This is a genomic window from Polyangium sorediatum (assembly GCF_029946465.1).
GTDB classification, from domain to species: domain Bacteria; phylum Myxococcota_A; class Polyangia; order Polyangiales; family Polyangiaceae; genus Polyangium; species Polyangium fumosum.
Genome location: NZ_JARZHI010000027.1, coordinates 1 through 23,585 on the forward strand (window position 1 = coordinate 1; position 23,585 = coordinate 23,585).

23 protein-coding genes are annotated in these 23,585 nt (G+C 68.9%); 15 read left to right on the forward strand and 8 right to left on the reverse strand.

All coding sequences use genetic code 11. The features are described 5' to 3' along the window. The 3 genes from QHF89_RS26795 to mnmA all read right to left on the reverse strand — a co-directional run. A partial coding sequence (locus tag QHF89_RS26795) for a serine/threonine protein kinase (protein WP_342763972.1) occupies positions 1-2,214 on the reverse strand: 2,214 nt, incomplete at its 3' end. Positions 2,215-2,308: 94 nt separating this feature from the next. Further along, a complete protein-coding gene (locus QHF89_RS26800; protein ID WP_136936301.1) occupies positions 2,309-2,956 on the reverse strand; it encodes a hypothetical protein in 648 nt (215 codons plus the stop codon). Continuing rightward, complete coding sequence (gene mnmA, locus QHF89_RS26805) at positions 2,953-4,068, reverse strand: tRNA 2-thiouridine(34) synthase MnmA (RefSeq protein WP_232380101.1); 1,116 nt, start codon at positions 4,066-4,068, stop codon at positions 2,953-2,955. The genes QHF89_RS26800 and mnmA overlap by 4 nt, the downstream gene beginning before the upstream one ends. A gap of 161 nt (positions 4,069-4,229) precedes the next feature. Here mnmA and QHF89_RS26810 point away from each other — a divergent pair, with 161 nt between their 5' ends. After that, positions 4,230-6,017, forward strand: coding sequence for a response regulator (locus tag QHF89_RS26810; RefSeq protein WP_284720973.1), 1,788 nt, complete (start codon positions 4,230-4,232; stop codon positions 6,015-6,017). Between the two features lie 28 nt (positions 6,018-6,045). Here QHF89_RS26810 and QHF89_RS26815 read toward each other — a convergent pair whose 3' ends face one another. Further along, positions 6,046-6,606, reverse strand: a complete 561-nt coding sequence (locus tag QHF89_RS26815) for a CPBP family intramembrane glutamic endopeptidase (RefSeq protein WP_232380100.1) — start codon at positions 6,604-6,606, stop codon at positions 6,046-6,048. Between the two features lie 272 nt (positions 6,607-6,878). On the opposite strand from QHF89_RS26815, the gene QHF89_RS26820 reads away from it, so the two are divergent. From QHF89_RS26820 to QHF89_RS26830, 3 genes are all read left to right on the forward strand, one after another. Further along, positions 6,879-7,646 carry a zinc ribbon domain-containing protein gene (locus tag QHF89_RS26820; protein ID WP_136970667.1) on the forward strand — a complete coding sequence of 256 codons (768 nt, stop codon included), beginning with the start codon at positions 6,879-6,881 and terminating at the stop codon, positions 7,644-7,646. Next, positions 7,646-9,028, forward strand: a complete 1,383-nt coding sequence (locus tag QHF89_RS26825) for a DNA methyltransferase (protein WP_136970666.1) — start codon at positions 7,646-7,648, stop codon at positions 9,026-9,028. The genes QHF89_RS26820 and QHF89_RS26825 overlap by 1 nt, the downstream gene beginning before the upstream one ends. An 85-nt stretch (positions 9,029-9,113) precedes the next feature. After that, the gene (locus QHF89_RS26830) at positions 9,114-9,419 is read left to right on the forward strand and encodes a hypothetical protein (protein WP_136936297.1); all 306 of its coding nucleotides are present in this window, start codon (positions 9,114-9,116) and stop codon (positions 9,417-9,419) included. 7 nt (positions 9,420-9,426) lie between these two features. Here the strand turns inward: QHF89_RS26830 and QHF89_RS26835 are convergent, their stop codons facing one another. After that, positions 9,427-10,674, reverse strand: a complete 1,248-nt coding sequence (locus QHF89_RS26835) for an NAD(P)/FAD-dependent oxidoreductase (protein ID WP_136970665.1) — start codon at positions 10,672-10,674, stop codon at positions 9,427-9,429. Positions 10,675-10,760: 86 nt separating this feature from the next. On the opposite strand from QHF89_RS26835, the gene QHF89_RS26840 reads away from it, so the two are divergent. Next, on the forward strand, positions 10,761-11,075 hold the full coding sequence (locus QHF89_RS26840; protein WP_136970664.1) for a 2Fe-2S iron-sulfur cluster-binding protein: 315 nt from the start codon (positions 10,761-10,763) through the stop codon (positions 11,073-11,075). A 31-nt stretch (positions 11,076-11,106) separates the two neighbouring features. Here QHF89_RS26840 and QHF89_RS26845 read toward each other — a convergent pair whose 3' ends face one another. Continuing rightward, on the reverse strand, positions 11,107-12,108 hold the full coding sequence (locus QHF89_RS26845) for a phosphatase PAP2 family protein (RefSeq protein ID WP_136936294.1): 1,002 nt from the start codon (positions 12,106-12,108) through the stop codon (positions 11,107-11,109). A gap of 473 nt (positions 12,109-12,581) precedes the next feature. Here QHF89_RS26845 and QHF89_RS26850 point away from each other — a divergent pair, with 473 nt between their 5' ends. Then, complete coding sequence (locus QHF89_RS26850) at positions 12,582-12,962, forward strand: PDZ domain-containing protein (RefSeq protein ID WP_136970663.1); 381 nt, start codon at positions 12,582-12,584, stop codon at positions 12,960-12,962. A 33-nt stretch (positions 12,963-12,995) separates the two neighbouring features. Here the strand turns inward: QHF89_RS26850 and QHF89_RS26855 are convergent, their stop codons facing one another. Further along, positions 12,996-13,391, reverse strand: coding sequence for a YbjN domain-containing protein (locus tag QHF89_RS26855; RefSeq protein ID WP_136932305.1), 396 nt, complete (start codon positions 13,389-13,391; stop codon positions 12,996-12,998). 249 nt (positions 13,392-13,640) lie between these two features. On the opposite strand from QHF89_RS26855, the gene dctP reads away from it, so the two are divergent. The 4 genes from dctP (at position 13,641) to QHF89_RS26875 (ending at position 19,103) form a co-directional block, all read left to right on the forward strand. Then, positions 13,641-14,642, forward strand: coding sequence for a TRAP transporter substrate-binding protein DctP (dctP, locus tag QHF89_RS26860; RefSeq protein ID WP_136932304.1), 1,002 nt, complete (start codon positions 13,641-13,643; stop codon positions 14,640-14,642). A 137-nt stretch (positions 14,643-14,779) separates the two neighbouring features. Beyond that, the gene (metK, locus tag QHF89_RS26865) at positions 14,780-16,036 is read left to right on the forward strand and encodes a methionine adenosyltransferase (RefSeq protein WP_136932303.1); all 1,257 of its coding nucleotides are present in this window, start codon (positions 14,780-14,782) and stop codon (positions 16,034-16,036) included. Positions 16,037-16,152: 116 nt separating this feature from the next. After that, positions 16,153-17,625, forward strand: a complete 1,473-nt coding sequence (locus QHF89_RS26870; RefSeq protein ID WP_136970662.1) for a choice-of-anchor L domain-containing protein — start codon at positions 16,153-16,155, stop codon at positions 17,623-17,625. 176 nt (positions 17,626-17,801) lie between these two features. Then, positions 17,802-19,103: a choice-of-anchor L domain-containing protein gene (locus QHF89_RS26875; protein ID WP_136970661.1), complete on the forward strand. Its 1,302-nt coding sequence runs from the start codon at positions 17,802-17,804 to the stop codon at positions 19,101-19,103. Between the two features lie 75 nt (positions 19,104-19,178). Here QHF89_RS26875 and QHF89_RS26880 read toward each other — a convergent pair whose 3' ends face one another. After that, complete coding sequence (locus QHF89_RS26880; protein ID WP_136970660.1) at positions 19,179-20,120, reverse strand: lipoyl protein ligase domain-containing protein; 942 nt, start codon at positions 20,118-20,120, stop codon at positions 19,179-19,181. 189 nt (positions 20,121-20,309) lie between these two features. Between QHF89_RS26880 and QHF89_RS26885 the strand changes: the two genes are divergently transcribed. Genes QHF89_RS26885 through hscB form a run of 5 tightly spaced genes read left to right on the forward strand, consistent with a single transcriptional unit; the run spans position 20,310 to position 23,576 of the window. Further along, positions 20,310-20,858, forward strand: a complete 549-nt coding sequence (locus QHF89_RS26885) for a MerR family transcriptional regulator (RefSeq protein WP_284720974.1) — start codon at positions 20,310-20,312, stop codon at positions 20,856-20,858. A gap of 33 nt (positions 20,859-20,891) precedes the next feature. Further along, a complete protein-coding gene (locus QHF89_RS26890; RefSeq protein ID WP_342763973.1) occupies positions 20,892-22,109 on the forward strand; it encodes an IscS subfamily cysteine desulfurase in 1,218 nt (405 codons plus the stop codon). Positions 22,110-22,133: 24 nt separating this feature from the next. Next, the gene (gene iscU / locus QHF89_RS26895) at positions 22,134-22,538 is read left to right on the forward strand and encodes a Fe-S cluster assembly scaffold IscU (protein ID WP_136932297.1); all 405 of its coding nucleotides are present in this window, start codon (positions 22,134-22,136) and stop codon (positions 22,536-22,538) included. Positions 22,539-22,573: 35 nt separating this feature from the next. Then, complete coding sequence (locus QHF89_RS26900) at positions 22,574-22,993, forward strand: HesB/IscA family protein (RefSeq protein ID WP_136970657.1); 420 nt, start codon at positions 22,574-22,576, stop codon at positions 22,991-22,993. Positions 22,994-23,045: 52 nt separating this feature from the next. After that, positions 23,046-23,576 carry a Fe-S protein assembly co-chaperone HscB gene (hscB, locus tag QHF89_RS26905; protein WP_136970656.1) on the forward strand — a complete coding sequence of 177 codons (531 nt, stop codon included), beginning with the start codon at positions 23,046-23,048 and terminating at the stop codon, positions 23,574-23,576. Positions 23,577-23,585: the final 9 nt, after the last annotated feature.

Sequence of the window (23,585 nt, forward strand, 5' to 3'; positions counted from 1 at the left end):
GGGCGCGGTCCCGGGTCCAGGGCTCGGCGCGGCCGCAGGCGCGGCCGTATCCGTCGGCGCAGCCGCGGCCGTTTCGGTCGGCGCGGGCGCGGGCGCAGGTGCGGGCGCAGGCGCGGGCACGGCGACCGTGCTCGGGATCGGCGGCGCTTCGGGCACGGCCGGGGCCGCCGGCTGCGACGTCTCCTGCGGCTGCTTCAGCTTGAAATACACGAGCACGCCGATGCCGATCACGCTGAGCGCGACGAGCGCGACGACCAGCACGAACACGCCCGTGTTGCGCTTCGGCCCGCCTTGCTGACGAGCCGCTTCCTGCTGCGCCATCCAGAGCGCGGCGGGATCGGGGCGCGGCAGCGACATCGCGGTCTCGATCTGCGACTGCGCCACGCGCTGGCCGTACTGCTGCGGGATCTGCGGGTTCGGGTTGCTGATCGGGTGCTGGTAGCCGGGCTGCTGTCCGTACTGCGGCTGCGGCGGCTGCTGGCCGAAGCCGAAGCCCGGCTGCTGCGGCGCCATGCCGCCGTTGAAGCTCGGCTGCTGCGGCGCGGGATACCCGCCGAAGCTCGGCTGTTGCGGCGCGCCAAACCCTTGCCGCGGCGGCCCGGGATCCGGCATCTTCGCGTTCGCCGGGAGCGCGATCGTCGCGTTGAGATCGTCGGCGTCGCCGGGATATCCGCCGTTCGGCAGCGCCGCGGTGCGCTCGTTGTGCCCCGGCCCGGGCATGCCCGCGGCGGGGAGCGGCGTCGTGAGCTGAGGCCTGTGCTGCCCCTGCGGCGTCGAAGGACGACCTGCGCTCGGCAGCGGCCCGCCCGCGGCCTTCTCCAGGTGATCACGCGTCGCGACCGTGGTCGGCACGTCCTCGTCGTCATCCATGAGCGACGTGGCGGCCATCTGCTGCGACGCGGACGATCGATCCTCGGGCGGGGGCATCGCGGCGGGCGCGCGGTTCGCGATCGGCTGCGCCGCCGACTTCGAGGGCGCCGTCCCGCTCGCGCGGCCGCGACGATCGTCGTCGTCGTCGTCTTCGAGCAGCGAATCGTCATTCAGGCCGCCCTGCGCGCGGAGCTGATCGACGTTCACCGTCGACGTCACCTCGGCGGCCCACGCGAGGTGCGCCTCGCGTTTGGCGATGCGATCGGTGAACACGTGTCGGACGAACTGCGCGACCTCCTCGGGACCGACGAACGCTCCGCTCTGGTTCAGGTAGACCTGCAGGGCGCGGGAGAACTCGCGGGCCGTCTGGTAGCGGTCCTTCTTGTTCTTCGCGAGCGCCTTCATGACGACCGCTTCGAGGCCTTGCGGATAGCCGCGCACGATCGTCGAGGGCAGCGGCACCACGCAGGCCTGCACCTTCTCGAGCGTGTCGAGATCGGTGTCCATGCGGAAGAGCCGCTGGTTCGTCGTGAGCTCCCAGAGCACGACGCCGAGCGCGAAGATGTCCGTCGTGCGATCGACGTCCGCGCCGCGCACCTGCTCGGGCGACATGTACGCGAGTTTGCCCTTGAGCGTGCCGGCGCGGGTCGACGCGAGCCGGTCGGCGACCTTCGCGATGCCGAAATCGACGACCTTCGTGTAGCCGTCGTACGTGACGAACAGGTTGTGCGGCGTCACGTCGCGGTGGACGAGCCCGAGGAGCTGCCCGTTCTTGCCGCGTAGCTCGTGCGCCGCGTGGAGGCCCTCGGCCGCGTCCGCGCAGATGCGCGCCGCGAGCTCGGGGCTGATGTTCATCCGCTTCTCCTCGGCCCGCCGCATGACCTCGCGCAGCGGTTCGCCGTGGAGGTACTCCATCGCGATCCAGTACGTGTTGTCGTCTTTGCCGAGATCGAAGACCTGCGCGACGTTCGCGTGGTTGATCCCGGCCGCGATGCGGGCTTCGTCGAGGAACATGTCGACGAACTGATCGTCTTCGACGAGGTGCGGGTGGATGCGCTTGATCGCGACCCACTTCTGGAAGCCACCGGGGCCGTCCATGCGCGCCAGATGCACGCTCGCCATGCCTCCGACGCCGATCTCGTCGACGACGCGGTATCGTCCGAGGAAGAAGGTCCCAGGCTGCTGCTTCTCGGGTTCTTTCGGGCGGGGACCGGACGAGGAGGCGGGCGCGCTCCTGGTGTTTGCCGGTGCCGGACCGCCCGGTCGCGAAGCAGCGGGTCGAGGCGGAGGTTGAGCCATGACGCGTTGATTGAATCCTACCGCGAAAACGATTCCACTTTCCATGCGCGGGAGAGAGCGCGTGGACGCTTCCGGATGTTCAGCGGGTGAGCATGCCCTCCGAGGACGTGTGTAGGGACCCTACGAAGCGCCTCGAACTTCAGGGAAAGGGCTGACCGGGCTGGCCTCGCTCGAAGTAGAAGCGGAAGAAACCCGTCACACGCGATTGCAGTTCCTTCGGGATCTCGTTGGCGGGCGCGTCCACGGGAGCGTCGCGCGGATCACCCATCCACACGTCGAACTCGGCGTCGGTGTACTTCTCCGCGGCCTCGGCCTCGTTCGGATCACCGCTGAACAGCGAATGAAACGTGACCGAGCCATCCACTGCGTAGAGGATCACGTTCTGGTTGTGGCAGGAGCGCTGAAGGTAGAGCGAGACGTGGATCGCCGGCTGATCCTCGGGCGGCGGGGTCGGGAAATCGGAGCCGGGAGGCAAGACGCCCGGCGAGAGCGTCACGTCGAGGGGCTTGCCGAGCAGCTCCTCTCGGACCTTGCCCACGTCCTCGATCAGGACCGCGAGCCCGTCGGAGACCTCTTGCAGATCCGTCCCGCGCTGCACGCGCATCTGGAGCGTCGAGCGGTACGGCACCGCCGCGAAGAAGTCGGGGCGCAGATCGTACGCGTCGAACCAGCAATCCTTCGCCACGAGCGCGTCGCTCTTGACCTCGCCTTCGCCCTGCCCGAGCGAGCAGCCCATCGCGCCGAGCGCGAGCAGCGACGCGACGACGAGGCAGAGCCGCGCGCTCACGCAGCGCCTCCCGCGCCTGCGTGGATCGCGGACTTGATCGCGGCCCCGCCGCAGACCCGATCGCCGTCGTACGCCACCGCGATCTGACCGGGCGAGACCGCCTTCACCGGCGTGCGGAAGCGCGCGACGAGCACTTCGCCTCGCTCCGGATCCTGCACGCGCTCGATCGTCGCGCGTTCTCCTTCATGACGCGCGCGCACCCGCACGTCGGCTTCGAGCGGGAACGTCACGTCGTCGCTCCATGCGCCCGCTTCGAGCAGCGCGCCCGTCGCGAGCAGCGCGTCCTCGCCGCCGAGACGCACCGCGCCCGACTCCGCGTCGATCCCCACGACGAACGCGGGCCGACCGAGCGCCACGCCGATGCCCTTGCGCTGGCCGATCGTGAACCGATGCACGCCCTCGTGGTGCCCCACCGTGCGCCCTCGATCGTCGACGATCGGGCCGGGCCGAACCCGCTCGCGCCCCGCGCGGTTCTCGACGAACGCGCCGTAGCCGCCCGCGGGGACGAAACAAAGCTCCTGGCTCTCGCCCTTGTCCGCGCGCGGGATCCGCCGCGCGTGCGCCTCGGCGCGCACCTCTTCCTTCGTCGCGTCCCCGAGCGGCAGGACGAGCTTCCGCAGCTCGTCCTCGCGCAGCATGTGCAGGAAGTAGCTCTGATCCTTGACGCGATCCTTGCCTCGATACAGGCGCGCGCGTCCGTCCTCGCCGACCTCCGTACGCGCGTAGTGACCGGTCGCGATGAACGACGCGCCGAGCCGCTCCGCCAGCGGGAAGAGCTCGCGCATCTTCACCGAGCGGTTGCAGGCCACGCAGGGGCTCGGCGTCTCGCCGTCGAGGTACGCGTCGACGAACGGATCGACCACGTGCGCGCGGAAGAGCTCCCGGCGGTCGAACGTGTAGTGCGGGATGCCCAGGTGATCCGCCGCCCGCCGCGCGTCGTGTTGGTCCTCGGGCGCGCAGCAACGACCCCGCTCGCTCCGGTCGTCGGGGTAATCCCAGAGGTGCAGTGTCACCCCGATGACGTCATAGCCGGCGTCGCAGAGGCGCGCGGCCGCCACGGAGGAGTCGACTCCGCCGCTCATGGCGACCACGATCCGCGTTCCTTTCGTCACGAGGCCCAGCTTAGCGCCGAAAAGCCGTGCGCGCGCGGCCGAATCCCTCCGGGCGGGCGGGCCGAGACGCGAGGGCCCCCACGCCCCCCGGGGACGAAACCGACCGGGCGGGCCCCTTGCCACTTGGCCCCTCGGCGAGCGCACGTGATACGGTTTCGCCAATGCCCCGAGGGCTCGTGCTCGTGATCGAAGACGACGAGTGGGTCAGCAGCCTGCTCTCGGGCGCGATCCGTGACGCAGGCTACGACGTCATCGTCTGCAACACCGCGCAAGCAGGGCTCGATACGGCCTGCGATCGCGAGCCGGACTGCATCATCTGCGACATCGATCTGCCGGACAACGACGGCTACTGGGTCGCGCGGAACGTCCGCACGCAGCCCTCGCGCGTGTCGGTGACGCCCTTCCTTTTCCTCTCCGCCCTCGACGATCAAGAGGCGCGACTCGAAGGGTTTCACGTCGGCGCCGATGCGTACATGACGAAGCCGTTTCGCGTCGACGAGGTCGTCGCGCAGGTTGGCGCGCTCGTGCAGATGGCGTGGCGGTTGCGCAAGCGGCGCGACTCGCTCGTCTCCGTCCCGCCTTCGTCCTCGACCGAAACGACGGCGATCCAGGGCGATCTGAGTCAGATGTCGATCGCCACCGTGCTTACGGTGCTCGAGCTCGAGCGGCGCACGGGTGTCGTCGAGGTCATCAGCAAGAAGCGCAAGGTGCAGCTCGACGTCGCCACCGGCTTCGTCGTGACCGGGACCATCGGCGGCACGACGACCGACGCGATCACGATCCTGCGCAACATCCTCGGCTGGAAGGTCGGTCGGTTCTCGTTCGTCCCGCAGCCCGATCGCCCGCCGACCGGCAACGCGCAGCCGATCGGGCACCTCTTGCTCGAAGCCGTGCGCCTCGAAGACGAGAGCATCCACAACGGCGAGCAACCTCGATCGAGCAAGGCCGCGCCCTCCACGCGCCTCGCCGCGCCCTCGATGGGCGGGCCTCCGTCGCGGCGCACCGACCTCGGGCCTCCGTCGTCGAAGGCGATCGCCGAGCCCGCGAAGCCGATCCAAGCAGCACGCGCGCCCGCTGCAGCCGCGCCCGCGCAAGACGACGAGACCGATCGGAAGGCCTACTACGACTGGGCCGACTTCGGCATGGACGAGCCCGTGGCGCCGCCGCAGAGCGCGAACCGCGCGGAGGCCGCGCCGGGCTCGCAGGAGCTCGTCCCCGAGTCTGCATACGGTGACGAAGCGCAGCTCGTCGAGGAGCCGGAGCAGCTCACCGAGCTCTCCGCAGAAGCGTTCGACGAGGTCGACGAGTCGCCCGCGTCCGAGTACCAGCTCGAAGAGGAAGACCTCGAAGGCGCGCCGGCCTATCGACCGAACTGGGGCAACGCGCCGAGGCAAGCCGGCGCGCGCCCCGCGCCCGCGAACGCAGGGCCGATGCGGCCGGCCGGAACGTACGGAGCGGGAGGTCCGGTTCGTCCGGGCGTCATGGCGCCGCGCTCGCCGGGCGCGCCGCCGCCGCGCCACACGCCGGCCGCCCGACCTGCGGTGTCTGCGGGTTTGCCCGGTCCGCCGCCGCGTCAGCCCGTGCCCACGCGGACCGCGGGGGGTTTGCCCGGACCACCGCCCCGCGCGCCGGGCGGGGCGAACCGGCTTCCGGGACCGCCGCCGCGACAACCCCTCGCGCCTTCCCGCACGAGCGGCGAGTACACGCGCCCGTCGTTCCCCGGCCCCGCGCCCGCGGCGCGCCCGCCGGCCCCGGGCACGCATTCGAAGAGCACGCCGCCGCCGCTGCCGAACCCGGGCGCCGGCCCCATGCCGCGCTCGCCCACGCCGCCGCCGCGTCAAGCCGTGCAGACGCGGCCCGATCTCACCGAAAGCGGCGTGCGTCCGGCGCCGCCGCCGCTCCCGCCGCGGCATCCGCAGACGGGCCCGGTCAACGACAAGAAGCGCTGAGCGTGTTTGCCGCGCGCGGGGCTTCGGCTCAGGCGAGGTTCTGCTCGGGATCGTTTCCGGGATCGTGATCACGCAGGTACCCGAGGTTCACCGCGTTCACGATCGCGTGCGCGAGCAGCGGCCCGAGCAGCGAGCCCGTGGCCGCGAAGATCGCCCCGAGGATGAGGCCCACGGCCGTCGCCCACGTCGTCCAGACCCAGCGGCTCGGCCCGCGCATCTGATGCAAGAGGCCGAAGAGCACGCCCGAGCCGAGCACGCCGATCACCGGCGTGAGCAGCCCGCGAAACAGGATCTCCTCGCCGAGGCTCGACAGGCCCGCGAGGATGAGGATCTGCCCGACGGAAAGATCCTTCGCGACCGGACGAAGCTCGCCGTGCAGGCGCCTGGCCCAGGCGAAGCGACCGACCGCGAAGCGCGTCGTGGCCACCAGGATCGTGGCGAGGATGATGCCGGAGAGGGCGCTCGCGAGCGTCCCGACGAGCGGCGTCAGGCCGAGCCACGGGTCCGGGTACATCCAGGGCGCGCCGTCCCGGAGCGCCAGCGCGAGGGCGGTCGCGAGGCACGCGAGGAGCGCATAACCGGCGGCCACGCTCCACGCTGCAGCGTTCCGGCCCGTCCGGGTCCACCGTCCCCGCATGTCCTGCATGTTGGCACGTCCCCGCCTCGCCGTGAAGCGAGCCGAGCCGTCCCGGCCGGGCGCCCGTCCCCGTCCGTCGACCCCGCAGCGTCGATCGGTGCGCTCTCCTCTGGCCGTGGGACCGGCCCCGGATTAGATGCGCCCATGATGCACGCGACCGTGTTCATCATGCAGGCTCCGAAGGGCGCGAGGGCGAGGCGCGGACGGATCGCCCGCGTGGCGCCATGACGGCCGGATCGGCCGAATGTCGCTGCGTCGCTTGCGGCACGGGCGTCCCCGCGGGGGCCGCGGTTTGTCCGCGCTGCGGGACCTCGCAACGCATGGAGGCTTGTCCGCATTGCGGGGCCACGTCCGGAGCGACGCGTGACGCGGAGCTCCGGTTCCGCTGCGACGTCTGCGGCGGCCCGCGCGTGCCGCTCGACACGAGGAAGATGCGGCGGAGCGGCAAGGAGGTCACGCCGCTGCAGCGCGCCGAGCTCGCGCGAAAGAGGCGCGCGAAGAACCGCGCGGCGGCTGCGTTCACGGGCGTCGCGCTCGCGGGGACGATCGGCATCCTCGCGATCTACGGCCTGCTCGGCGTCATCGGCGTGGTGAACCCGGGCCTCGGGTTTTTCCTCGCGAGCTTGCTTTCGGCCGGCCCGCTCGCGGGGCTCATCGCCTGGTTCCTCGCGCGCTCCCGGGCGCAAGGCAAGGAGATCGAGCCTGCGCTCGACGAGGCGTGGCTCTCGGTGGCGGCGGACGTGGCCGCGCAGATCAAGGGACCCGTCACGGCGCGCGCCCTCGCCGAAGCGCTCCCCATCGCGGAGCCGCAGGCCGAGGAGCTGCTCGCGTTGCTCGAAGCGCACGAGATCGTCCGGAACGACGGGAGCCTCACGCGGATGCGGATCGACGCCTCCCCAGACAAACCCGATCTCGCGGCGATCGAAGCGGAGGCTGAAGCCGAGGCGGAGGCCGAGGCGCGAGCGCCCGGCGTTACGCGCGAGAAGGTGTGATGCGCGAGCGAACGAAGACGAAGCCCGGCGAGCGAAATACGCTCGGCGAACGAACGCGGCCCCGAGAGCAAACGAGGCTCGACGAGCGAACGAGGCCCCGCGAGCAAACGAGGCCCGACGAGCGAACGAAGCCCCGCGAGCCGGCGACGGTCCGCGAGCCGACGAAGCCCAACGTGCGGCGCGCGCTCTCCCACGTCGGCGGAGAGACCAAGGTCGAGGGAGATTTCACGCGTGGCGCGGCGCTCGTCAGAGCCCTCGACGTGCCCCCGTCCGAGGTCGCCGAGGAAGCCGCGCGTGCACACGTGCACGGCTTCCACAGCTACCCGGCGCGCATGCACCCGGTCACCGCGCAGCGGCTCGTCGAGTCCTTCTCGCGCCCCGGAAACGCCGTGCTCGATCCGTTCTGCGGCAGCGGCACGGTGCTCGTCGAAGCGCGGCTCGTCGGTCGAAAGGCGATCGGCGTCGACGCGAACCCGCTCGCCGTGCGCCTCGCCGCGCTCAAGCTGCGCGACACCACGGAGGCCGATCGCGCCGCGTTCGTCGAAGCCGCACGCGCCGTCGCGCTCTTCGCGGACGAACGCCGCAAGGCGAAGAGCGGACCCACGCGTCGGTACGGCCCCGAGGATCTCGCCCTCTTCGATCGACACGTCCTCCTCGAGCTCGACGGCGTGCGTGCCGGGATCGATCGCATCGAAGAGCCCGCCGTGCGCGGCGAGCTCGAGCTCGTGCTTTCGTCGATGCTCACGAAGCTGAGCCGCCGCACCTCCGACACCTCCGAGCGCGAGCTCGAACGACGTATCGCCTCCGGCTACGCCGCGCGCCTCTTCGTGCGCAAGGCCGAGGAGCTCGTCGCGCGTCGCGCCGAGGCTTCTGCGCGCCTCGCTGCCGCGCCGCCCGCGCGTGTTCTCGAAGGCGACGCGCGTCGCCTCGACGGCATCGACGATCGCTCCGTGGATCTCGTCGTCACGTCGCCGCCGTACCCGGGCGTCTACGACTACCTCGCGCACCACGAGGCGCGCCTTCGTTGGCTTCGCCTTCGCCCCGAGCGCTTCGAGCGTGCCGAGATCGGCGCGCGTCGCCGGCTCGATCCCATGGGCCCCGAGGAAGGCGTGGCCCGCTGGGAGCGCGAGATCGGCGACACGCTCGCCGCGCTCGGCCGCGTCATGCGCCCTGAGGCGTCAGCGATCCTCCTCCTCGCCGACAGCGTCGTCGCGGGCCGCCCCGTCTACTCCGTCGACGTGATCCGCCGCGTCGCGCCGCGCGCGCGCCTTCGCGTGGACACCGTCGCCTCGCAGCCGCGCCCGCACTTCCACGTGCCCACGCGCAGCGCCTTCGCCTCACGTCCGCGCCAAGAGCACGCGATCCTACTCGTCCGCGCGTAGCGCCCGCGCGGAGTCGCGACGAACTGTCCCCGTCCTGCCCTCGTGTGGCAGGATGCCCGCCGGCTTCCCACGGAGACGTTTCGAGATGCGGCGTGAGACGATCGCGGTGGTCTTTGCGGTTTCTCTGACGATGTTCGGCTGCAAGAAGGGCAGCGAGGGCGAGGGGACCGCCGCGACATCCGAGGGCGCGATCGGCGTCGCCGAGTGCGACGCGTACGTGAAGAAGATGGAAGCCTTCCTCGATGGTTTGCCCGAGGAGGCGCGCGCCGCGCGTGAACCTGGCTTCAAGGCGATGCGCCAAGCGTGGCGTGAGGCCGCGCAAGCGCCTGGCGGCAAGGAAGGGCTCGCCGCGACGTGCAAGGAAAACCTCGCGACGGTGCCCACGAAGTAGCGCGTGTTCAGACGAACGTGGGCACTTCGGCCGGGTAGTGCTCGCGGAGGAACGAGGCCCACGGCGGACGGCGCTCCACGTGGAACACGTCGCCCGAGAGGATCGACGTGATGAGCTTGCGGATCGTCGGCCGCTGGTTCGGCTCGAACAACGTCTCGCGGAACTGCCCCGCGTAGAAGCTCTGCACGACGCCCAGGAACAGATCGACCGCGTAGCGCACGTTCGCCTCGTACGTGGCGAACGCCGCGCGTGACACGTCGCCCGTCGTGAGCGCGTGATCGATCGCCTCGGCCGCGAGCGCGGCGCCCTTGATGGCCAGGTGCGCGCCCGTCGAGAACAGCGGATCGAGGAAGCCGCCGGCATCGCCGACGAAGAGCCACCCGTCGCCCGCGAGCTGATCGATCCGGTACGAAAAGTCCGCCAGCGCGCCCACGGGCCGCAGCCGCGTCGCGCCTCCGAGGATCTCGCGCGCCGTCGCCGATTGCGCGAACGTACGATCGTAAAATGAATCCAGCGATTCGCCTTTTTGCTTCTGCCGGATCCACTCGGACGACACGACCACGCCCACGCTCGTCACGTCGCCGCGGAACGGGATGAACCAGAACCAGCCGTGTTCGAAGATCACGATCTGGATGTTCCCTTCGTCCTGCCCGCTCGGCCGGAACGTGCCGCGGTAGTGCGAGAACAGCGCGGTCTTGTCGAGCCGCGCGATGTTCGCTTTGCGCCGCGTGCGTGAGGCCAGGAGTGTGTCGCGCCCCGTCGCGTCGACGACGATCGGCGCGAAGAGTTCCGTCACCTCGGAAGGGTTCAGGAGGTTTTTCGCGCGCACCCCGACGGCGCGGCTGCCTTCGAAGAGCACGTCCGTCGCCTCCCACTGCTCGCGCACCTCGGCGCCGAGCTTGCGCGCTTGTTCGAGCAGCACGTGATCGAACTCGGCCCGCGGGACTTGGTAGGCGTACGTGAACTTCGGATCGAAGCTCTCTTCGAAGCGATACGTGCTCTCACGCCCGGTCGTGCAGCAGAGGAAACGCGCGCCGTACTTGCGCAAGAACCTCCGATCGAGCTCCTCGTCCACGCCGAGCTCGACGAAAACCTCACGCGATCGAGGCAGGAGCGACTCGCCGATGTGAAACCGCGGGAACTTCTCGCGCTCCAGCACGAGCGCCCGCCGGCCTCTCCGCGCGAGGCTCGCGGCGAGCGTGGAACCACCGGGCCCTCCCCCCAGGATCAAGGCATCCCACCCGTGATGCGTCATGGCCCCTGGATATCGCGGCCGCTCGGCCTCGCCAATGCCCGAGCAGCGGAGTCGACGACGCGCGCGGCTTCCGTTAGAGATGCCTCGTGATCCGGGTGGAGTTCCTGGCGAACGAACTCGGCCCCGCCGCAGGCGCAGACGCCGCGCCGGGCGACGCGCTCGTCGACGTCAGCGATGCGTGCCGCGCGCCCGTCTCGTTCTCGTGCCGCTCGGCGAGCTGCGGCACGTGCCTCGTCGAGGTCCTCGAAGGCGCCGCGCTCCTCGCACCCCCGAAGGCCGACGAGTCCGAGGTGCTCGAGCTCTTCGACGCGCCGCCCTCGCAGCGGCTCGCCTGCGCGGCGCGTCTCGTCGCGTACGGGGAGGGGCTCGTGCGGCTTCGGTGGGCGGGGGGCGACGAATGATCGACGGTGCGGCGTGTCGTTCGCGGCTTCGTCAGTCGAAGACCCACGCGCCGCGGAAACCTCGCGCGAGGCGCCACGCCTCTTCGCGCTTCGCGATCCACGGCGCGAGGGCACCGACGGTGAAGGCGAGCGTCAGGCCCGCGAGGACGTCGATCGCGTAGTGCCAGCGCAGGAACACCGTCGAGAAGATGATGTTCGCCGCGAAGAAGCCCGTCACGATCGCAGGCCAGAACCAGCGCCGATCCGTCTTCGCGTTGTGCAGCGCGTGCAGCGTGAACCACGTCGGCGCGGCCGTGTGCAGCGAAGGGAAGATGTCCTTCATCGCGCTGCCGGCCTGCACCGTGTCCCAGACGCAGCCCCAGAAAAACCCGCCGTTGATCGGCCCCTTGAACTGATGGGCCAGGTACTGATGCGGGCCGTAGCCGGGCACCACCATGTACCCGAGCTGGCCGATGCTGAAGACGAGCAACGTCCCGATCGCGAACGCGGTCGTCCGGCGGCTCGGCTTCGTCAGCCACAGGCCCACGATCATGTAGGTCGCGCCGATGAAGAAGTAGCTGAAGTAGAAGAACGAGAACCACTCGACCACGGGCCGCACGTTGAGCGCCTCGAGCACGAGCGCGGGCTCGCGACCGAAGATCGCCTCGTCGATCCGGAGGAGCGTCGCGTCCAACGAGTCCGGACGCACCACCGGCAAGAGCCAGCGCAGCACGAGGTAGTTCTGCACGAGCACGCCGACGATGCTCACGCGGTAGACGATCTTCCGGACGATCGGCGGGATGCCGGGGATCACGCGGCCGATCAGCACGGCGCCGAGGATCACCCCGATGCATAACTCCGTCGTCCGGGCGCACGACACCTGATCGGCGGTCGCTTGCCGCTGCACCGCAAGAAGCAGCCGCACGACCGTGAGGTAGACGAGCAGGATGACGTCCTGCACGGTGAAGCTACCGAGCAAGAACTTGATCCACCCGCCTTGCATGGCGGTGATCTGTGCGGGGGCTCCCTCGACGTGCTCTTCGGAGGCACGCATGTCCGACGGGCTCCAGAGTCCGTTTTGGTGCGTGGAAGTGCTCACTTGTTCTCTCCGCGTAGCCGGGATCCAGCGACGAACCGCGACGCCGCGGGAGATGACGCGGCGCAGTCTAAGGGGGAAGACCCATCAGGTCGAGGCTTCATCGCCATGAGATGTGCGGCGGGCTCAAGCAAGATCGGCGCCCGTCGAACATGCGTGAAACGTCGAGGTTTTGTCGAATTCGACGGAACGACGTAGCGCAGGAGGGACCGGAGCGCGTAGCCGAATGCGCTGTCGTCTCGCTCTCGGAAAATCTCTACGCACCGTTGCGCACGCCTGCGCTCGGTGTCGATCGTCGGCCCGCTGAGCATGCATGCGGCGAGGCACGCGCAGCAGGAGGAGACCTCGCGCGTGCATGCGCAGAAGCTCATCCAAGCGCCTGCCCTGCTGCAAGGCAGCTCGTTCGTCATGACGTCCGCTAGGATGCCGGCATGCGCGTCGCCCGAGCGCAGCTCCTCGTGTCGCTCTTGTTCGTGGGGCTCGCCTGCGCGGCGGAGACGAAGGGCTCCATCGGCGCCGTGCTCTCGCGCGACAACGACACGGGCGCGCTCTACGTGCGTGACTTGTCTCCGGGCCTCGCGGCTGAGCGCGCGGGGCTCTTGCCAGGCGACGAGCTCGTCATGATCGAAGGCCGTTACGTGCGTGACCTCGACGCCAAGGAGATCCGCGCGCTCCTGCGCGGCGATGTCGGTTCGTCCGTGCGCCTCACCATCGTGCGCGGCGAAGAAGTGCGCCGCGTGCGTGTCGAGCGCCGCGCCCTGCTCGACGCGAAGAAGGAAGAGCGTCCGCGCACCGAGACGATCACCGAGTGACGGTTCGTCCTGCCCGGGTTCGTCCCGAACGCGTCACTGCCCCGAGAGCTTGTGCACGTCCTCGTGATGTTTGTCTGCGTAGAACGAGAGCACGTCCACGGCGTCGCGGATCTCGCTCGGGTCGAGGTGCTCGATGCGGTACTCGACGCTCAGGATGATGTCGCCATCATCGTCGACGGAGTACTTGGCGAGGTTGATCTCTCGGTTGAGCTTGAGCAGGCGCGTCATGAGCGCCTCGGCCGAATCGGGGTCCTCGGGCAAACGCGCGTAGGGGATCACCGCGAACGTCACGAAGAGAGGTTCGAGGTGTACGAACAGCGGAAAAATCCGGTCCTTGCTGCGGAAGCGACTGCGCAGCGTGGCCTCGGAGAGCCGCTCGACCGGCCATCCTTGCGCCTCGAGGACGGCGCGGATCTCATCCAGGGTCATCGGGTCGCTATCATCAGGGTTTTTCGCGATGCGGCAACGTGAATAACGTCGTGGCCCCATCGTCCACTGTCCCGTGCCGCCCTCTTCCTGGAACGCGATGCTCGATGCTGCGGTGCATCGTGCGTGCGTACGGGGCGAGCCTGTCTGTTCGAGAGCGACGAGCTCCGGTATACGAACACGCGCAGGCCAGGAGGAACCCTCGAGACACGTCGCGTACGAGGGTCGGAAGAACCGAGACGGAGGCTTCTCATGATGCTGCGAAGAGCGATGGTGAAACTCCTCGGCGCCCTGACGGTCCTCGCGGGGATCGGTGCGTCGCAGGATGCGAGTGCCGCTGAAGTGATCACGATCGGCACGCTTGCGCCGAAGTCGAGCCCCTGGGGGCAAGTGTTCAGTGTTTGGGAGAAGGCGGTGGCCGAGAAGAGCGGCGGCCGGCTCGAGCTCCGCTTCTATTACAACGGCCAGCAGGGCGACGAAGGCGCGATGGTCGGCAAGATGAAGTCCGGCCAGCTCGACGGCGCCGCGGTCACGGCGGTTGGTCTCGGCAAGGTTCACAAGCCCATCCTCGCGCTGCAGATGCCGGGCCTCTTCTCCTCGTGGGCGAAGCTCGACGCCGCGCGCGAGACCATGCGGCCCGAGTTCGAGAAGGGCGCGGCGGACGCTGGCTTCCGCATCCTCGGCTGGGGCGACGTCGGCCAGGCGCACCTCATCACGAAGGGCGTCGCGGTGCGATTGCCCGAAGACTTCAAGGGCACGAAGCCCTACGTGTGGCGCGACGACGCGGTGATGCCGGTGTTTTTCCAGGTCATCGGCGGCGTGACGCCCGTTCCGCTCGGCATCCCCGAGGTCCTGCCGAACCTCGGCACGGGCGCCGTCAACGCGCTCGTCGCGCCCGCGCTCGTCGCCGAACAGCTCCAGTGGGCGTCGAAGCTCGACACCATCGTCGCCGACGCGTCCGGCTTCGCGGTTGGCGCGCTCGTTCTGTCGAGCAAGAAGCTCGACGGGCTGCCGGCCGACCTCCAGGCGATCCTCCAGGACACGGGCAAGATCGCCAGCGCGGCGCTCACGAAGCGCATCCGCAGCGAAGACGACGCCGCGTTCGCTCGTCTGAAGGGCAAGATGACGGTCGTGGAACTCACGGCCGACCAGAAGTCCAAGTGGCAAGGCCTCTTCAAGCAGGTGCGCTCGCGTCTCACGCAGGGCACCTTCTCGCCCGACCTCGTCGCCAAGCTCGAGGGGCTGGGCGGCTGATAGATTTTCCAGGGACAGTGTCGCGTGCGCCGGGTCGCCTTCGGAGGGCCCGGCGCTTCGCTTTTGTCCTATTCCGCGCGTTGACGGTGCATCGTCCACGGCGTATGCGTACGCCCCGTCCGTCCCAAGGAGCATCCATGCGCCGTTATCAGTTCACGTCCGAGTCCGTCACGGAAGGCCACCCCGACAAGATTTGCGACCAGATCTCCGACGCCATCCTCGACGGCATCCTCGCGCAGGATCCGACGGCGCGTGTCGCTTGCGAGACGATGGTGAAGACCGGCATGGCGATCGTGGCCGGCGAGATCACGACCTCCGCGTGGGTCGACATGCCCGTGGTCGTCCGCAGCACGATCAAGGACATCGGGTACACGGACTCGTCGATGGGCTTCGACTACGAGACGTGCGCGGTGCTCACGGCGATCGAGAAGCAGAGCCCGGACATCTCGCGCGGCGTGACGGAGGGCGAGGGCCTGTTCAAGGAGCAGGGTGCAGGGGATCAGGGCCTGATGTTCGGGTACGCAACGGACGAGACCCCCGAGCTCATGCCGGCCCCGATCTCGTTCGCGCACCGCATGGCCCGCAAGCTCGCCGAGGTCCGCAAGTCGAAGAAGGTCAACTGGCTCCGGCCGGACGGCAAGACGCAGGTGACGATCGAGTACGAGAACGACGTCCCCGCGCGCATCGCCGCGGTCGTGCTCTCGACGCAGCACGGGCCGGACGTCAAGCACAAGGAGATCGTCGAGGCGATGCGCACGCTCGTCATCGACAAGGTCCTCCCGCAGAAGCTCGTCGACAAGAACACGAAGTTCTTCATCAACCCCACGGGCCGGTTCGTCATCGGCGGCCCCTACGGCGACGCGGGCCTCACGGGCCGCAAGATCATCGTCGACACGTACGGCGGCATGGGCCGGCACGGCGGCGGCGCCTTCAGCGGCAAGGACCCGACGAAGGTCGATCGCTCGGCCTGCTACTACGCGCGGTACGTCGCGAAGAACGTCGTCGCGGCGAAGCTCGCGGCGCGTTGCGAGGTGCAGATCGCCTACGCGATCGGCGTCGCGCAGCCGGTCGGCGTGCACGTGAACACCTTCGGCACGGGCCGCGTCGCCGACGAGGTGCTCGAGAAGTACATCCTCGAGAGCTTCGACATGCGGCCGAAGGCGATCATCGATCAGCTCGACCTGCTCAAGCCGATCTACCGCAAGACCGCGGCGTACGGGCATTTCGGCCGGGACGACTTCTCCTGGGAGAAGACGGATCGCGCCGCGAAGATGGCCGACGACCTGCTCCGCCCGAGTGTGTCGACCTCGAACGGCTCGTCGCACGCGAACGGCAGCAGCAAGAAGGACCAGAAGAAGCGCAAGAAGGCTTCCTCGACCTCGCCCGAAGCCTGAGCGGCGGCGCGTCCGCGTGGCGCGCGCTCCTACGTTCCCCCGCCCCCTCCTCCCTCCAGGACCCTGGAAGCGCCCCGAGCGCGTGACAGCCTGCGGGCCGTTCGGCTACGCTAGGCATGCTTGCGCTCGCCGTGTCCATCGATACGCGCGTCTTTCTTTCCCCGAGGTACCGCTTGCTCGACGTGGCCGATCCGGCGGGCCATCGGGCGACGACGGCGACCGTGAGTCCCCGAGGAATCCTTTTGCATCACGAGGGCGTCGTCATGAAGCGGTCGAGAACATCCACATGGTTCGGGCTCGTCGGGTTGTGCGTCATCGCCGCGACGGCAGCGGGCGCATGCGCCGCGGGCGGCGGCAGCGGCAACTCCGGGGGGGAGGGGGGATCCGGCGGCTCCGGCGGTCAGGGCGGCGCCGGCAACTTCGGTCAGGGCGGCGATGGCAACATCCTCATCACGACCAGCACCTCGTCGACCGGCACGGGCGGCGCGGGCGGCGGGGCTTGCGACGAGGGCGCGCCCGACGCGGACAACGACGGCGACGGCTACACCGAGCTCGAAGGCGACTGCAACGACTGCGACAAGTTCGTCAATCCGAGCGCGGTCGAGGTCATCGCGGAGATGGACGAGAACGGCAACCTCCCCGAGCCTGCGGACGAGGACTGCGACGGCACGGTCGACGTCCTGCCGCCTGCTTGCGACAGCGACCTCGCGCTCGCCAGCATGGATCCTGCCGACGCGGCCAAGGCGATCGGCGTCTGCAGGTTCTTGAAGAGCGCGAAGTGGGTGCTCGCGGACGGGACCCCGCCGCCGGTCAACGCGGCGCAACTGGCGAACTTCCACCTCGGGCATGGGATCGTCCCGAAGCTCGGGACGAACAACAACCCGCAGGAGGGCAACTCGATGCTCCTCCTGTCGTCGGGCAAGGCGCGGGACAAGGGCGACGCGGACGCCACGTACCGCACGTTCGACAAGGGCTACACGAGCAACGCGCCCTTCGGCTTCCCGAAGGCGAGCCCCTCGTGCCCGAACGTGATCACCGGCCTGCCGCACGACGCGACGGGCCTGGAGATGGAGATCGACGTCCCGTCGAACGCGCTCAGCGTCTCGTTCGACTTCCAGTTCTTTAGCTACGAGTGGCCGGACTTCTTGTGCCGCGAGTACAACGACTTCTTTATCGCGTCCATGGTCCCGTTCCCGATGGGACAGAGCGACGGGAACATTGCGTTCGATATGTTCGGCGCGCCGATCAGCGTGAACAACAAATTCTTCGAGGCGTGCGGTTGCCCGGGAAACCCTGTGGGGCCCACGGGGGAGTGCGTGGCGAGCGGGTTCTCGTTCAAGTGCGCGCTCGAGACGAAGCAGCTCGTCGGGACCACGTTCGAGAAGGACGAAGCAAACGCCGGCTGGACACACGGCTCGACGGGGTGGCTGCGTACGACGACGGCCGTGACGCCGGGCAAGCCGATCCGCCTGCGCCTCGTCACGTACGACTCCTCGGACGGGAAGGTCGACTCCTCCGCGTTGATCGACAACTGGCGCTGGTCGGGTAAGCCCGGCACGACGGTGACCGAGGTCATCATCCCGAAGTGACCCGCGGCGCGTGTCCGGAGCGTCCTCTCCCCTTGTGGCGCTCCGGACGCGATCTCTATTCAAGAACGTCAACGCGTTGGTACACTTCGAGGTGCAGTCCGCGCGCGCGAGGTGTGCGGCGCTGTGTTCGCGTCCGGCTTGGCTTGTCTCCGTGCGAGCGGGGATGGAGAAGGATCATGAAGCGTAGCCATCTGGTTCTGTTCGGTCTCGCCGCGGTTCTGGGCGTTGCCGCGGCAGGCTCCGCCGGTTGCGGGGCGACCGGCGGTCGCAACGTATTCGACAACGACGGCGGGTCCGGTGGAGAGGACTCGGGGGGCAACGGCGGCTCGGGCGCCTCCGGGCAGCCTGGCACCGGGGGCTCGACCTCCTCGGATGGTGTCGGAGGCACGTTCGTCGGCTCGGGCGGCAACGGCTCCGGCGGCGGCAGTGCGCAGTGCAGCAACGATACGAACGTCGACAACGACGGCGATGGATTCTCCGAGGCGCAGGGCGACTGCAACGACTGCGACGCCAACGTCTCGCCGGGCTCGATCGAGGTTGCTACGGATCCGAACGATCCGATGGCGACGGCTGCGGACGAGGACTGCGACGGCGTCACCGACAACGTCGCGCCTGCGGCGTGCGACGACAACATCGGGCTTCAGGACACGGATCCGCAGAACGGCGCGCGCGCGCTCGACCTCTGCCAGTTCATCACGCCGGCCGACAAGAAGTGGGGCGTGCTCAGCGCACAATACGTGCGCGCGAACGGCAGCCCCGCCTCGTACACGAGGCACATCGGCATCCAGAGCGGCTTCGGGCCGAACGTGAACGTGCAGAAGGGCACGCGCATGCTCACGCTCTCCTCGGGCTACGCGCGCCTTCCGAACCAGGCGGGCGCTTGCGGCAGCCTGAGCTGCAGCGAGATCGGCGCTGGCACCCCGCCGCCCGGCTTCCCGCAGGACGTGCCCGGCTGCGACGGCGATCCGGACATCAACGACGACGTCGGGCTCCAGGTGAAGATCCGGTCGCCCAAGAACGCGACGGGCTACAAGTTCAAGTTCAAGTTCTACTCGATGGAGTTCCCGGAGTACGTCTGCACGCAGTTCAACGATCAGTTCATCGCGCTCGTGTCGCCGGAGCCGCAGGGCTCGATCAACGGCAACATCTCCTTCGACAAGAACACGAACCCGGTGAGCGTCAACATCGCGTACTTCGACGTCTGCTCGTACGACTCGTTCTATCCGCAGTTCACCTGCCCGTCCGGCCCCGGCGAGATGGAGGGCACGGGCTTCGGCACGTGGGACGAGGCGGGCGGCACGTCGTGGTTGCAGACGCAGGCCCCGATCAAGGGCGGCGACGAGGTGACGATCCGCTGGGCCATCTGGGACACGGGCGACACCGCGTGGGACTCGACGGTCCTCGTCGACGGCTTCGAGTGGGTTGCGAACGGCGGCACGGTCGTCGTCGGCACGGATCCGATCGAAGATCCCAAGTGAGCTGAAGAGCTCGCCGCGAGGAAAAACGCCCTGCCGACGCGGGGCGTTTTTCTTTTGGGATCGGACGATCGATCCTCAGCAGGCGAGCAGATCGGCCATCGTCGCGCCTTCGAGCGCGATCTCCGGCAGGCCCGCGTCTCCTTGGGTTGCGATACGCGCGAGCGCCCAGCGCGGCGCGAGCACGTCTCCGCCGAGCCAAACGCGCCGCGCGCCTTCGGGCTCGACCGCGGATTCGATCCAGCCGATCGGGACACGCACGGCCGGTTTGAGGAGCAAACGTTCGGGGATGGGATCGCGCGCGTGCTCGATCGGCGCGAAGGGGCGCGTGTCGAGCTCGTCCGCTCCGATCGCCGGCGTCGTGATCGTGGGCTCGGTGCGGGCCCGCAAGGCATCGAGAAGCGCATGCGCGAACCGATCGAGGTCGAGCGGCGTGTCGGTCGCGAGCTCGGCGAGCGATGCGGGCTTCTTGCCGAGGAACCGATCGACGGCGCGCTCGCTCTCGGTCGTGATCTCGTCGGGCAACGCGATCGCCGCGTCGTGACCGATGAACGCCTCCACGAGGACGGCGCCCGACGCGGCGACGTCGAAGCCGAGCAGCGCCGCTGGGCGACGACGCAGCGTGATCCATTCGCGTCCGAAATAATGTGCGAGCATCCCTGCGCGGGTCAACGCGCCGAGGAGCGGGCGTACGTTCCGGTTCAGCAGCGTCCTCGGCGTCGCGTCCGCGACGAGCGCTGCGACGTGTGGTAACGCGAGCGTCACCACGAGGCCCCGGCCGCCGAGCCAGGCTGCCGTCCCTGTCGTCGCGCGGCGCAGGATCGGGATGCCCCTCTGCCTGCACGCTGCGAGGTCCACGACGCGGCCGGCTCGTTGCGCCGCGCCGAGCACCACCGCGGCTCCGTCGACCAGGCTCAGCGCGAGGTGCGCCGCCTGGGCCTGCTCGGCTCGCTCGACGAGCGCGGGGCCGAGCGCGAGCGCCTCGGGGATCGGGCGCTTCCTCAGCTCGATCGCATGCATTTTCGTCCTGCTCCGGTTGACAGCCTCCCGAGGGGCGCCTAAACCTTCCGTTAGGTAACCCTTACGCATGCGTGAGGGTTGGAGTTTTGGATGCGGCCGGTTCGCCACCTACCTTTAGCGCGTGGACTCGAGAGGGGTGTCCTTCCTCTCCCGGATGGCGTTCGTGCGGAGGGTGCGCACCGTGCCGACGTGGGGCTCGTGCCGTCGGATCTCGACGAGGATCGGGACGGGCACGGGGCCGAGCGCCTTCTCCAGGTCGGGGACATCGCGCGGGCCGTCGGCAAGACGGTGCGAGCGATCCACCACTATGAGGACGTGGGTTTGCTCCGGCCGCACGCGCGGTCGAAGGGCCGGTATCGGCTCTACGATCAGGCGGCGGTCACGCGTGTCAGGTGGATCGGCAAGCTACACGATCTCGGCCTCAGCCTCTCGCAGATCCAGGAGATCGTCGCGTTCTGGGAGAGCGCGCCTTCGGCGCCCGAGGCGATGGCGCAGGTCCGGTCGATCTACCAGCAGAAGCTCGAAGAGACGCGCGCGCAGATCGCGCGGCTCTCCTCGCTCGAGCGTGAGCTCGAGGCGAGCATCGATTACCTCGACACGTGCGACACGTGTGCTCCCGACGAGCTCGTGGCCGCTTGCACCGACTGCAACGTGCATGATCGGAAGCAGGCCGAGCCCGAGCTAGTGGCCGGAATTCACGGCGGAAACGGGCACTCCCGAAGTGGCGCGGACCGCTAGCGGGTGCTTCGAAGAGAGACGAAACCGATGTCGATCCAGATCCCGATTTACATGGACTACCACGCCACGACGCCGGTCGATCCGCGCGTCGTGGAGGCGATGCTGCCGTATTTCAACGCTCGGTTCGGCAACGCGGCCAGCCGGAGCCACGTGTTCGGGTGGACGGCGGAGGAAGCGGTCTCGCGCTCGCGGGAGATCCTGGCGAAGCTCGTGGGCGCGTCGAACCCGAAGGAGATCGTCTTCACGTCGGGCGCGACCGAGAGCAACAACCTCGCGATCAAGGGCGTCGCCGAGCTCTACAAGGAGAAGGGCAACCACATCGTCACCACGGTGATCGAGCACAAGGCCGTGCTCGACACGTGCAAGCGCCTGGAGAAGCAGGGCTACGAAGTGACGTACCTGCCCGTCGGCAAGGATGGTCGCGTCGATCCCGACGACGTCGCGAAGGCGATCACGGACAAGACGATCCTCGTCTCGGTGATGCTCGCGAACAACGAGGTCGGCACGGTGCAGCCGATCGCGGAGATCGGCAAGATCACGCGGTCACGCGGCGTCCTTCTGCACTCGGACGCGGTGCAGGGCGTGGGCAAGGTGCCCTTCGACGTCGAGGCGATGCACGTCGATCTCGCCTCGATCACCGCGCACAAGATGTATGGGCCCAAAGGAGTTGGTGGGCTCTACGTGCGTCGGTCGAAGCCGCGCGTGCGCCTCGTCGCGCAGATGGACGGCGGCGGGCACGAGTACGGCATGCGCTCGGGCACGCTGAACGTGCCGGGCATCGTGGGCTTCGCCAGGGCCGCGGAGATCATGCTGGAGGAGGGACGCGCGGAGAGCGAGCGCATCCTCGCGCTGCGCGAAAAACTCCGCCGGCGCATCACGAGCGAGCTCGACGAGGTCATCGTGAACGGGTCGCTCGAGCACCGGCTCCCGGGCAACCTCAACCTCTCGTTCGCGTTCGTCGAGGGCGAGGCCATGATCATGGCCATCAAGGACGTGGCGGTGTCGAGCGGTTCGGCTTGCACGAGCGCGAGCCTCGAGCCCTCGTACGTGCTGCACGCGATGGGCATCGGCGACGACCTCGCCCACTCGTCGATTCGGTTTGGCCTCGGTCGTTTCACCACCGAGGAGGAGGTCGACTACGTGGCCGACCTCGTGATCCGCAAGGTGAACAAGCTCCGCGAGATGTCCCCGCTCTACGAGATGCACAAGGAAGGCATCGATCTCGCTTCCGTGCAGTGGGCCGCGCATTGATTTGAGGTAGGAGAGTTTCGAGCCATGGCATACAGCGAGAAAGTCATCGAGCACTACGAGAACCCGCGCAACGTGGGCACCCTCGACAAGAACGACGAGCACGTCGGCACGGGGCTCGTCGGGGCTCCGGCGTGCGGCGACGTGATGCGCCTGCAGATCAAGGTGAGCGACGCGGGGGTCATCGAGGACGCGAAGTTCAAGACGTTCGGCTGCGGCTCGGCGATTGCCTCTTCGTCCCTCGCCACCGAGTGGCTCAAGGGCAAGACGATCGACGAGGCCGAGCAGATCAAGAACAGCATGATCGCGGAGGAGCTCCACCTGCCGCCGGTGAAGATCCACTGCTCGGTGCTCGCCGAGGACGCGATCAAGAGCGCGATCGCCGACTTCCGGTCGAAGCAGGCGGCGAAGAAGGCCCTCCCGGGGCAGTGACGGCGCCCTTCGGGAAGGCGGACGGAGAACGTACGATGAACGCGACCAGCGAAGTTTCGCAGAGCAACCAGACGGAGCAGCGAGCGCCCGCGCCGGCCGACGCGAAGAAGACGATCGGCGTGACGTCGGCCGCGGTCGACGCGATGCGGACGAACCTCGCCAAGCGCGGCACGGCCGACGCTGCGATCCGCATCGGGATCCGGGGCGGTGGCTGCTCGGGTTTCTCGTACGTCATCGAGTTCGACGACGACGCCCCGCGCAAGGGCGACCTCGTCCTCGAGTTCCCCGAGGAAGGCAAGAGCACGGTCCGCGTCTACTGCGACAAGAAGAGCATCCTGTACCTCGGCGGCTCGGTGCTCGACTGGGAGAAGACCCTGATGTTCCAGGGCTTCAAGTTCAAGAACCCCAAGGAAGCGAGCCGTTGCGGCTGCGGCCACTCCTTCACCGTCGGCTGAGCAGGCTTCTCCCGCCTCGGCGCGGACGCTGCATCCCACGGCTCCTCTCACGATGATCGATCCCTTCCAGACGCTGGGCGTCGAGGCCCGTTTCGACCTCGATCCGGACGACCTTGCGCGCCGGCACCGCGACCTCTCGCGCGCGCTCCACCCCGACCGTTACGCAGGCGCGCCCGCGGCCGAGCGGCGTTTGTCCCTGTCACGCGCGATCGAAGTGAACGACGCCTTCCGCGTGCTGAAGGACCCGAGCCGCCGCGCCGAGGCGCTCCTTCGCCGCGCCGGCGTGCCCGTCGGGGAGACCGCCGAGCCCAAGCCGTCGCCCGATCTCCTGATGGAGATGATGGAGCGGCGCGAGGAGCTCGGGGATGCGCGGCGGCGGAAGGATCTCGCGGCCGTTCGTGTGCTCGCGGAGGCGATCCGCGGGCGTGAGCGCGAGGTGCTCGCGTCGATGGGCCGCCAGTTTGCAGCGTCCGATCCGGATGCGACGAAGCTCGCGGTCGTCCTGCCCGAGCTCGGCGAGCTCCGTTATCTTCGGCGCTTCCTCGACGAGGCGAGCGCGATCGAGGAAGAGCTCTCTTCCTGATCCTGAAAG